Source organism: Pandoraea sp. PE-S2R-1, from assembly GCF_002179865.1.
Lineage (GTDB): Bacteria > Pseudomonadota > Gammaproteobacteria > Burkholderiales > Burkholderiaceae > Pandoraea.
On the sequence record NZ_NGUR01000052.1, the window covers coordinates 1 to 491 of the forward strand.

The following is a 491-nucleotide window of genomic DNA, read 5'->3' on the forward strand; positions in this document are numbered from 1 at the left end:
GAAGCTTGGCAAGGTGTTGACGACGGGCGGCACGATGCTGCTGTCCATCGTGGTCTATGCCTTCGTGTACGGATGGAAGTTCGCGCTCGGTTTCGTGATCTTGCTATTCACACATGAAGCGGGTCATTACGTCGCCGCACGCCAGCGCGGGCTGGACGTGGGGCTGCCCACGTTCATCCCGTTCGTCGGGGCATGGATCGAACTCAAGGAAACACCGCTCAATGCCCAGACGGAAGCCTATGTCGGGCTGGGCGGACCGTTCGTCGGCACCCTCGCGTCAATGGTCTGCTATTTCGCGGCACGCGAGCAGGACAGCAATCTGCTGCTCGCGCTCGCCTATTCGGGATGCTTCCTGAACCTGTTCAACCTGATTCCCCTCTCGCCGTTCGATGGGGGGCGCATCACCGCGGTGTTGTCGCCGCGCATCTGGTTTGCGGGCGTGCCGGTGCTCGTCGCGCTGTTCCTCTGGCATCCGAGTCCGATCCTGATTC

The 491-nt window shown here is 61.9% G+C and carries 1 protein-coding gene; it reads left to right on the forward strand.

The window, feature by feature from the left end; translation table 11 throughout:
* Positions 1-491: site-2 protease family protein (locus CDV44_RS26995; RefSeq protein ID WP_141118826.1), on the forward strand; the 491-nt coding region annotated here is incomplete at both ends.